The sequence below is a fragment of the uncultured Phenylobacterium sp. genome, from assembly GCF_902826855.1.
GTDB lineage: Bacteria > Pseudomonadota > Alphaproteobacteria > Caulobacterales > Caulobacteraceae > Phenylobacterium.
The window spans coordinates 1-9453 of sequence record NZ_CADEGK010000178.1 but is presented as its reverse complement, the minus strand read 5'-3'; the positions used below and the strand labels follow the sequence as shown (position 1 = coordinate 9453).

7 protein-coding genes and 1 pseudogene are annotated in these 9453 nt (G+C 70.9%); 7 read left to right on the top strand and 1 reads right to left on the bottom strand.

Annotation, left to right across the window (positions count from 1 at the left end; all coding sequences use genetic code 11):
* The 7 genes and pseudogenes from QZV94_RS19620 to QZV94_RS19590 form a co-directional block, all read left to right on the top strand.
* Positions 1-1238: pseudogene (locus tag QZV94_RS19620) on the top strand (chromosome partitioning protein ParB); the annotation flags it as partial.
* Positions 1239-1412: 174 nt separating this feature from the next.
* Positions 1413-5666 carry a strawberry notch family protein gene (locus QZV94_RS19615; protein ID WP_293680764.1) on the top strand — a complete coding sequence of 1418 codons (4254 nt, stop codon included), beginning with the start codon at positions 1413-1415 and terminating at the stop codon, positions 5664-5666.
* Positions 5667-5738: 72 nt separating this feature from the next.
* Positions 5739-6110, top strand: coding sequence for a hypothetical protein (locus tag QZV94_RS19610; RefSeq protein WP_293680761.1), 372 nt, complete (start codon positions 5739-5741; stop codon positions 6108-6110).
* Positions 6103-6807 carry a RadC family protein gene (locus tag QZV94_RS19605; protein WP_293680758.1) on the top strand — a complete coding sequence of 235 codons (705 nt, stop codon included), beginning with the start codon at positions 6103-6105 and terminating at the stop codon, positions 6805-6807. The genes QZV94_RS19610 and QZV94_RS19605 overlap by 8 nt, the downstream gene beginning before the upstream one ends.
* 78 nt (positions 6808-6885) lie before the next feature.
* Complete coding sequence (locus QZV94_RS19600) at positions 6886-7398, top strand: GcrA family cell cycle regulator (RefSeq protein ID WP_293680755.1); 513 nt, start codon at positions 6886-6888, stop codon at positions 7396-7398.
* Between the two features lie 327 nt (positions 7399-7725).
* Positions 7726-8532 (top strand): DUF2493 domain-containing protein, encoded by an 807-nt coding sequence (locus QZV94_RS19595; RefSeq protein WP_367254904.1) that lies wholly within the window; start codon positions 7726-7728, stop codon positions 8530-8532.
* Positions 8533-8866: 334 nt separating this feature from the next.
* Positions 8867-9082, top strand: a complete 216-nt coding sequence (locus tag QZV94_RS19590) for a hypothetical protein (RefSeq protein WP_293680751.1) — start codon at positions 8867-8869, stop codon at positions 9080-9082.
* Positions 9083-9104: 22 nt separating this feature from the next.
* On the opposite strand, the gene QZV94_RS19585 is transcribed toward QZV94_RS19590, so the two are convergent.
* Positions 9105-9453: hypothetical protein (locus tag QZV94_RS19585; protein ID WP_293680749.1), on the bottom strand; the 349-nt coding region annotated here is incomplete at its 5' end.

Below are 9453 nucleotides of genomic sequence, written 5' to 3'. Positions count from 1 at the left end.
GGGGGATCCTGCAGGCCGCCTGGCGCGAACGCGTGCAGCCGATCATCGAGCATCTGAAGGCCGAAGGCCTGGCCGTCTACGTCGGCCAGGATGGGGCCTTCGGCGCGCCCGAGGGCTTCAACCGCCTGGGTTATGTCTACCCCGGGGACCTCAGCGACGCGCAGAAGACGGCGCTCAATGACGCCCGGTACGCCGTCACCCAGGTGTCGTCGGCGCTGCAGGATGTCGATCCGGAGGCGGACGACGCCCCGGCGGCCTACGCGCCCTTGGCCAGCGCCATGGCCGTGGTCGCCGGGGCGCCGCTGACCCGCGACAAGATCGCGGCGGTGATGCTCTCGCCGGCCGACAGCGACTTCGGCTGGGGCGCGACCTTCTACTCGGTCCCGCTTCCCGCCGATGAGTTGCCGGATGAGATCGACGACGAGACCGAAGACGACGATGACGCGGCGCCGGCTTATGGCCGGGCGGCGGCCGATGTTGAGGTTCCCCGGGCGGAGGTGGAGGTCGAGGGCTCCAGCCACGTGCTGCACGAGGTCCGCACGGACGTGGCCACCCGCGGCCTGATCCGCGACCTGGCCGACGATCCGAGCGCGGCCCTGACGGTGCTGGTGGCGCAGCTCTTCAAGCAGCTGGCCCTGCACTCTTCTGGGGCGTTGGACGAGTCAGCCCTGCAGATCTCGGGCAAGCGCTACAGTTTCGGTACGACCGCACCGGTCGCGTCGCTCGACGGCGAGGTGAAGACGCGGCTGGACGCCCGGCGGGCCGCCTACAAGGCCTCGGGCCTGCGGCCCATCACGTGGGTCGAGACCCTGGCGCACGGTGAGAAGATGGCCTTGCTGGCCGAGCTCACCGCCATGTCGGTGAACCTGCGCGAGGGCCGCACCACCTCGCTCCGCCACGCCGCGCGGGCCGAGGCCGCCGAGATCGCCGCCCTCTGCGGGGCCGACATATCCGCCCACTGGACTCCGGACACGGCCTTCCTGACCGTCCACCCGAAGAAGCAGCTCCTGACGATGCTGGAGGAGATGGGCGTCGACGACGACCGGGCGAAGACCCTGAAGAAGGACGACCTGGTGACCTTCGTGGCCGAGGCCGCGGCCGAGCGGGAGTGGGCGCCGGCGACGCTGGCCTGGGATCGTCCGCCGGTCGAAGCCGAGCCAGACTCGGAGCCATCCGCCGCGCAGGGCGACGAACCTGATCCACCCGAGGGGGACGCGGTGACGCCGTTGGCGGCCTGACGCGCCGCATCTGACCCCCGCCGGCGCCTCCGACGGGGGTCTCTTTCTGCCAGCTGCCGGGCGACGCCGGCGGCGCTTCAGCTTTGAAGGAGGCCGAAGGCAAGGGGTCCGGCGGGCGAGCCCGTCGGGTCTGGAGGGAGGAGCCCTCCGCGGCGGGTGATCCGGATCCCGCCCATGAACGCCCTGCTGCCCCTGTTCACCACCGCTGGCGACTCCGCCGACCAGAAGGCGGCCAATCTCCTGGCCGCCGCGCGCGCGCTCACGCCGCACCTCAACCGCTCGCGGGCCCTTGACCGCAAGCTGGTGTCCGGGGTGATGACCACGGCCTTCGGGGCCTCGGACGCCGAGGGGGCATGGCTGTGGCGCGACGCCTATGACGCCATGGAGGCGGCGCTGGTGCTGCAGCTACGGCGTCTCGCGCCGCAGATCGGGCGGCTGGAGGATGCGCCGGCGGACATCGCCGCCCTGCTGGCGAACCTCTCCCACCTGACCCGGACGCACACCCGCCGCTCCGAGGAGCAGGTGGCGATGGACCAGTTCTCGACGCCCCCGGAACTCGGCAGCCTGGCCGTCCTGGCGGCCCAGGTGCGCCCGGGCGACCGGGTGCTGGAGCCTTCGGCCGGCACTGGCCTGTTGGCCATCCTGGCCGAGGCCTGTGGGGCGGCCCTGACCGTCAACGAACGGGCGGCCAGCCGGGCCGCCCTGCTCGACGGGCTATTCCCCCTGGCCGCCCGCAGCCAGCATGACGCCGTCCATCTGCCCGACCTTTTGAACACCTCGGGCTCGTTCCACGTCGCCCTGGTCAACCCGCCGTTCCAGCAGCTCAAGGCGCACCTGCGCTCGGCGGTGTCGTGCCTGGCCGACGGCGGGCGCCTGGCCGCGATCGTGCCGACCCGCGTGTTCGACGATGCGGAGGCGCTACGCGCGCTCACGGCGCGCGGGCGCGTGGTGCTGCGACTGGCCTTCCCGGTGCGCGCCTACGCCAAGCACGGGACCTCCGTGGAGACCGGCCTGCTGGTCGTCGACCGCGGCATGGCCGACGCGGCCATGCCGGCGGTCATCGCCGCCGAGACCCTGGCGGATGCCGCCAGGGCGGCTTCGGCGGTGGTCGCGAGACCCACGGCCCAGGCGCGGCAGTTCCGCAGCCTCGACACCGTCGCGCTCCTGCCGCCCAGGGCCCGAGCGCTCGCAACGCCCTCCGGGCGCCTCGCCTTCCTCGCCAACACCGCGGCGGTCGCCTACGAGACCTGCCCGTGGTCGGGGGAAGGCCACGACGTCGGCCTCTACCAAGCCTATGCCCTGGGCCGGGTGCGCTTCGCGGCCAGCGCGCCGCATCCGTCCCCGCTCGTGGAATCCGGACCCATGGCCTCGGTCGCGCCGCCGGCGCCGACCTATCGCCCGGTCCTGCCGCCGGACATCGGCGTCCGCGTCTCTGACGCCCAGATGGAGACGGTGATCTATGCCGGTGAGGCCCACGCCCAGGTTCTGCTGGGGTCGTGGGTGCTGGGAGAGGCGGCCCACCAACTGGTGCTGGTGGCCGACGACCACGCCGACGCCATCCGGTTCCGCAAAGGTTTTTTCCTCGGCGACGGCACGGGCTGCGGCAAAGGACGCGAGATCGCCGGGGTCATCGCCGACAACATCGCCCAGGGCCGGACCCGCGCGGTGTGGCTGTCGAAGAACGACGCCCTCCTGGAGGACGCCCGACGCGACTGGAGCGCCATCGGTGGGACCGCCGCCGACATCGCCCCGCAATCGGCCTGGAAACAGGCCGACGCCATCCGCATGGACAAGGGCATCCTCTACACGACCTACGCCACCCTGCGGCAGCCGGCCCGGGGTGACCGGCCCTCGCGGCTCGACCAGATCGTGACTTGGCTCGGGGCGGACTTCGACGGGGCGATCGTCTTCGACGAGGCCCACGCCATGGCCAACGCCGCGGGCGGCGGCAAGGGCGCGCGCGGGACCAAGAAAGCCTCCCAGCAGGGCATGGCGGGACTGGCCCTGCAGAACCGCCTGCCGAACGCCCGCGTCCTTTACGTCTCGGCCACCGGCGCGACGACGCCGGAGAACCTGGCCTATGCCGCTCGGCTCGGGCTCTGGGGCGGCCCGGAGGCGCCGTTTCCGACCCGCGACGCCTTCATGGACGCCGTGGAGACCGGCGGGGTGGCGGTCATGGAGCTGATCGCCCGGGAGCTTAAGGCCATGGGCCTCTACATCGCCCGCTCGCTGTCGTTCGAGGGTGTGGAGTACGACGCCCTGCGCCATCCCCTGACCGAGGAGGACGTCGCCATCTGGGATGCCTGGGCCGACGCCTACCAACTGATCCATCACAATCTCCGCGCCGCCCTGGAGGCGGTGGGCGTCACCGAGGACAGCAAGCCCCGGTCCGGCCAGGCAGCCTCGGCGGTGATGTCGGCGTTCGAGGGGGCGAAGCTGCGCTTCTTCGGAAATCTGTTGTCGGGCCTGAAGGCGCCGTCCCTGGTGGCCTCGATCCGGGAGGACCTCGCCGCCGACCGCTCCGCCGTGGTCCAGGTCGTCTCGACCAATGAGGCGGTGATGGAGCGGCGTCTCGCGGAGATCCCGCCGGAGGAGTGGAACAACCTGGTCGTCGACCTGACACCGAAGGACCAGGCGCTCGACTATCTGATGGGCGCCTTCCCGGTGATGGCGATGGACGCGATCGAGGACGAAGAAGGCAATGTCACCCTGGTCCCGGTCACCGACGCGGACGGCCGTCCCGTGGTCAGCCAGGAGGCGCTGCGGCTCCGCGACGAGCTGGTCGCCCATCTCGCCTGCCTGCCGGCCGTCCCTGGCGTGTTGGACGCGGTGATCGAGGCGCTTGGGACCGAACAGGTCGCCGAGATCACCGGCCGCTCGCGCCGGGTGATTACCCGCGACGGCCGCCGCGTGGTGGAGCGCAGGAGCGGCTCGGCCGCCAAGGCCGAGACGGACGCCTTCATGGCGGGGAAGAAGCGGGTCCTGGTGTTCTCCGACGCCGGGGGTACGGGCCGCAGCTACCACGCCGACCTAACCGCCCAGAACCGGCAGCGCCGGGTCCACTACCTGGTGGAGCCCGGCTGGCGGGCGGACGCCGCCATCCAGGGTCTGGGCCGGTCGCACCGGACCAACCAGGCCTGCGCGCCGCTGTTCCGTCCGGTGGTCACGGACATCCACGGCGAGAAGCGCTTCACCTCGACGATCGCCCGGCGGCTCGACAGCCTGGGGGCTCTGACCCGGGGCGAACGGCGCACCGCCGGCAATGGCCTCTTCCGCGCCGAGGACAACCTGGAGAGCCCCTGGGCGCGCCGCGCGCTGCAGGCCTTCTACGTCGAACTGCACTTCGGCAACGTCGAGGCCATGGACCGGGAGACCTTCGAGGCCAAGACCGGCCTGCGGCTGCTAGACGGCGAGGGGAACCTGAAGGCGTCGGACGAGATGCCGCCGATGAACACCTTCCTGAACCGCCTGCTAGCGCTGCGGATCGCCGACCAGAACGCCCTGTTTGCGGCGTTCGACCAACTCCTGTCCTCGATCCTGGAACGGGCGGCGCAGTCCGGAGCTCTGGACCGGGGCATGGAGGACATCGTCGCCGACGATGTGGCGGTCACCGGCGAGGAGGTGGTGCGCACCGATGCGGTCACCGGCGCCGAGACCCGGCTGCTGCGCTTCGAGGTGCGCACCAAACGCGCGCTGACCAGCGCCGACGACGCCCTGGCGGGTCTCGATCCGGGCGGCGTGATCTACGCGGTCAATACCAAGTCGGGGCGTGCAGCCTTGGTCGTGCAGGGCCTCACCACCACCAACGACGACGACCGGCTGGTGCCGGCGGTCCGTCTGATCCGGCCGGAGAAGCGCACCATCGCGTCGCTGAAGGGCTTCGAGGAGTCGGCCTGGGAGGCGACGGACGAGCCCCGCTGGCGCGCAGCCTGGGACCAGGAGCTGGCGGACGCCGACCCTTGGATCACCCGGGACCTGGTGCTGGTCTCTGGCCTCCTGCTGCCGATCTGGACACACCTGCCCGATAAGGGGACTTCGGTCCGGCGGCTGAAGGCGCCGAACGGCCGGCGCTGGCTCGGCCGCCTGCTGGATCCGGGCCAAGTCCCGGCGCTGAAGGTGGCGCTGGGCCTCTCCGACGTCGCCAGCGCCTATGGCGACCCCGAGCAGGTTTCGAACTTGGTGCTGCAAGACGGGGCGGCGCTCGGCCTGTCGGGCGGCCTTTGGCTGCGCCGCGCCAAGGTCATGGATCGCCAGCGGCTCGAGGTGGTGGGCGCGGCCTCGCAACGCTTGGCCTTCCAGGCGCTGGGCTGCTTCACCGAGATCATCGCGTACACTCCTCGGGTGTTCGTGCCGGTGGACAAGCCGGAAGTCCTGGCGGCCGTGCTGGCCAAGTGGCCGCCGCAGTCGGTGCTGCCCAAGGCGGCCTGAGGAGGACGGAGGAAGGGGCCTGCGGGCCGAGCCGGGCGGGGAATGGGTCCTCGCCCGGTGCGGAGCCCGGCTATGCTCTACCCTTTCCCGCCCGGTCCCGGATCCTCGTCCCCCTGGGGGCCGATCCAGACCGTCACGCCCCTCGGCCCGGACGCCGCCCTGGTCACCACCGCCTCGCATGGCGGCCTGCGGATCTCCCCGGCGGCGCTTTCGTGCCTGCCCGACGCGATCCAGCGCACCGCCTATAGCGCCAACGGCTGGTTCGAAGAGGACTGCGACTGGGCGCTGCCCTACCTGGCCCTTGGGCTCGACGCCCACGAGCCCGATGCCGCCCGGGCCGCGGAGGTCCATGCGGCCGCGGTCCGTACGGTGCAGCGGTTCCATCCGCAGCATGCCGCCCTGCTTGGCGTCGCCCCGGCAACCGGAGGCCAGGCCGATGGTTGAGCAGCCGGACCTCTTCCGGGCCGGGGTCGCGGAGGCGCCCTGGCCCGCGGTTTCGCCTGCGATCGGCGCCGCCGGTATCGATCAAGTCGCCGCCCTTGATGAGGAGGGCGCCCTAGCCCAGCTCCTGGTCCGCTGCGGCGCCGGCGAAGCTGATCCCACGCTCCTGGCCTATCGCTTGCTGGATCGCTTCGGCGGTATCGGCCGGGTCGTTGGCGCGCCGGCGGCGGACCTCGCCCGCGTTGTCGGCGAGGATCTCGCGGTCGAACTCGGGGTGCTGCACGCCCTGTTGCTGCGCGTGCTGGAGCATCCGCTGCGCCGACGTGACGTCATCGCCTCATGGACCGCAGCCAAGGCCTATCTGCAGGCACGGCTCCGCGCCCTGCCCCGCGAGGCCTTTCACGTCCTCTTCCTCGACAAGACGAACCAGCTCATCGCCGACGAGCGGATGGGCGAGGGCTCGATCAGCCACGCGCCAGTCTATCCACGTGAGGTGGTGCGTCGCGCCCTTGAGTTGTCGGCCAGCGGAGTCCTGGTCGCGCACAACCATCCGACAGGCGATCCGACACCGTCTTCCGCGGACGTCGAGATGACGCGCCAAGTGGTGGCCGCTTGCCGGGCGCTGGACATCGCTGTCCACGACCACCTCATCGTCGGCGGCGACCAGGTAGCGAGCCTGAAAGCCCTGGGGCTGATGTAGGCGGCGCCGGCTGCGGGAGGCGGGAGGAAGGGCGGGCCGCGGGTGCGCTCGATCCGAGCGCGATCGGAGAATCCCGCCATGTCCCCAACTTCTTCATCTGAAGCTTCCGGCTGGTCGGACGACCGTGTCACCCTCCTGTCCAAGCTCTGGCGCGACGGCCTCTCGGCCTCTCAGATCGCCAGGCAGCTTGGCGGTGTCACCCGCAACGCCGTCATCGGTAAGGTTCATCGCCTGGGCCTCAGCGGTCGGAGGGCGCCGTCCGCCCCGCGCACCATCGCCCCACGGCCGATGCGGCCGCGGCCGCCGCGTCGGGCCGCACCGTCCCGGCTGGCCAAGGCGTTTCGCCCGGACATGGCCGTCGCACCCGCCGCCCCGGAAGGACCGGGTCTGGTCGACAACCTGATCCATCTCGCGGCGCACGCCTGCAAGTGGCCGATCGGCGACCCGAAGACCCCCGGGTTCAGCTTCTGCGGTCGGCGCGCAGATGGCCGCTATTGCGCCGCGCATGCGGCGCAGGCGGTGCGTCCAGGCACGGCCTGGCGTGCGGATCGGGACCCGATCGTGAGGCGGGCTCTGGCCGGTCTGGTGTGATCGCTTCGTCACGCGCGGCGAGGGCCAGCGGAGGGCTGGCCCTTGGGGTGGGGTCGCCCTCTGGCTCGAGTGACCTCGCCACCCCTCGTCGGCGCCCACAAGGGACGCTGGCGCTCAAAGCCCTTGTGGGCGCCGCCGCCGGGCGGCGCGGGGCGGTCACGAGCCGACGGGCTCGCCCCCCAACCCACGAAGGGACGTTCCATGCAGCTTTTTCCCTCTCCCTCCTCTTCTGACCACCTGACCGCCTTTGAGGCCCAGGCCTTATCCCTCGAGGACCTTCGCACCCATCCGCCGGAGGCGGCGCTCCAGCAGCTTGGCTGTAGCCTGATGACCGAGCTGCTCGACGTCGTCGGCGAGAGCGCCCTGGAGGACTTCCACGTCCTCATCGGCGAGGCCCTGATAGGGGCCTTCCACTCCGTGGCCCAGCGGATCGAACGCGATGCCGACAAGGTCCGGGATCAGCTCGGCGGCTTGGTGCGCGACTTCGACGGATCCGAAGTGCTCGACACCGAGATCCAGGAGGCGACCCGCAAGGCTCGCTCGGCCGACGTGGCCACCTTGGCGATGGAGATCGTCCGTGACGCGGCCGCCGCCACCTACACCACGACCACAGGCGAGGTGTGGAGCCCCTGGAAGGGCTCGGTGAGAGCCTCACGTAGCACGGCCGCCCAGATCGACGCCCGCGATGCGCTGCGCGCCGCCAAGGCCCGCAAGCACGCTACCAGTGACGCCGGGGCGACAATCGTCGCCTTCCGCGCCGCGCCGCAGGCCGACACGGTCGAGGACGCCGGGCGGATCTTCGACGCCCTCAACTGGGCGCGAGAGCAATGGCCGGACATGGCGCTCGCCACCTCCGGCGCAAAGGGCGCCGAGAAGCTGGCCATCAAGTGGGCGCAGCAGAAGGGCGTCACCTTGGTGCTGGCCAAGGCGGACTTCGACAAGCACGGCCGGGCGGCCCCGTTCCGGGTCAACGACGAGATGCTGGCGCTAGAGCCGGTCTGCGTCCTCACCCTGACCAACTCGGTCAATGCGAGGCGTTCCGCAGGCCTGCAGCCGTTCGGTCCGGCGTTGAACCTGGCCCAGAAGGCCGGAGAGCGGGGTCTGCGTCATCATCCCGTGAAGGCACGGGCCTGAACCCGCCGGTGCGGCGGCCGCAAGGTCGCCGCATCTTTTTTGCCGTCATCCGCGAGGGGTTGCCAGTACCGGCGTCGTCAAGGCGCCAGAGGTTCCCGAGGGCGGATCGAGCGGACTGAACGCGATCAGCCAGCGAACCTGGGTCGGGGCCGTCCGGGCTCAAGGCGACCTCGCCTAAAGGCGAGGCGTCGACGCCGGACCCTCCGCCCTTCCTCCACTTCGCTCCGTGCAGGCCGGTTTCCAACGCCGTCGACCCTGAGCCCGTCCGTCTCCCCGCCCCGGGCGGTCGCATGATCGCGGGATGAGCCCGCCGATCGATCTCAGGAGACCGAAGATGGCGAACATGGCGATGGCGCAGGCGGTTCTGGAACACGCCGACGAATTCTACGACCTGGAAAACTGGTACGTGGTCGCCGAGTGCTGGGACGCCTGGGCGGTGCTCGAGGAGCTTGACCAGCACGAAGAGAAGACCCAGGTCCCCTTCCATCTGGAGACCGCGGCGATCGCCCACTTCGCGAAGCTGATCGCCGAGCGACGCACCGTCCACTGACGGTTCAGGGCGGCCGGTCTTTTTAGCCGGTCGCCAACTCGCTCGGCGGGACACCCAAGTCTTCTAGGTATGCGCGTCGGCTGCGCTTCGCCTCTTCATCCGATAGGGCGTTTTCCGGGCAGATTGTTCCTGCAAGCCGGCCAGCACTGTAGAGCGGTGCGACGCATGCGTCGCACAGCAGCGTGAGCGCATCGGATTCCCCGAGCCGTTCAAACGACTGGTGATAGATGCCGAGCTCGCCCTCACGATTGCAGACCTCGCATTGAAGGCCGCCATGCTCGTTCAGGCAGAACCAAATGAAGCTGCTGCGCTGGTGGAGCCAGTCCTCGGTCTGGAGATAGGTTTGGTACGGCAGGGCCTGTAGTTCCGTC

Bases quoted from the DNA above. Each gene is read 5' to 3' on its own strand.
- QZV94_RS19610 (WP_293680761.1), top strand. From the start codon at position 5,739: ATGCTCTACCCTTTCCCGCCCGGTCCCGGATCCTCGTCCCCCTGGGGG.
- QZV94_RS19615 (WP_293680764.1), top strand. From the start codon at position 1,413: ATGAACGCCCTGCTGCCCCTGTTCACCACCGCTGGCGACTCCGCCGAC.
- QZV94_RS19595 (WP_367254904.1), top strand. From the start codon at position 7,726: ATGACCGAGCTGCTCGACGTCGTCGGCGAGAGCGCCCTGGAGGACTTC.
- QZV94_RS19590 (WP_293680751.1), top strand. From the start codon at position 8,867: ATGGCGAACATGGCGATGGCGCAGGCGGTTCTGGAACACGCCGACGAA.
- QZV94_RS19600 (WP_293680755.1), top strand. From the start codon at position 6,886: ATGTCCCCAACTTCTTCATCTGAAGCTTCCGGCTGGTCGGACGACCGT.
- QZV94_RS19605 (WP_293680758.1), top strand. From the start codon at position 6,103: ATGGTTGAGCAGCCGGACCTCTTCCGGGCCGGGGTCGCGGAGGCGCCC.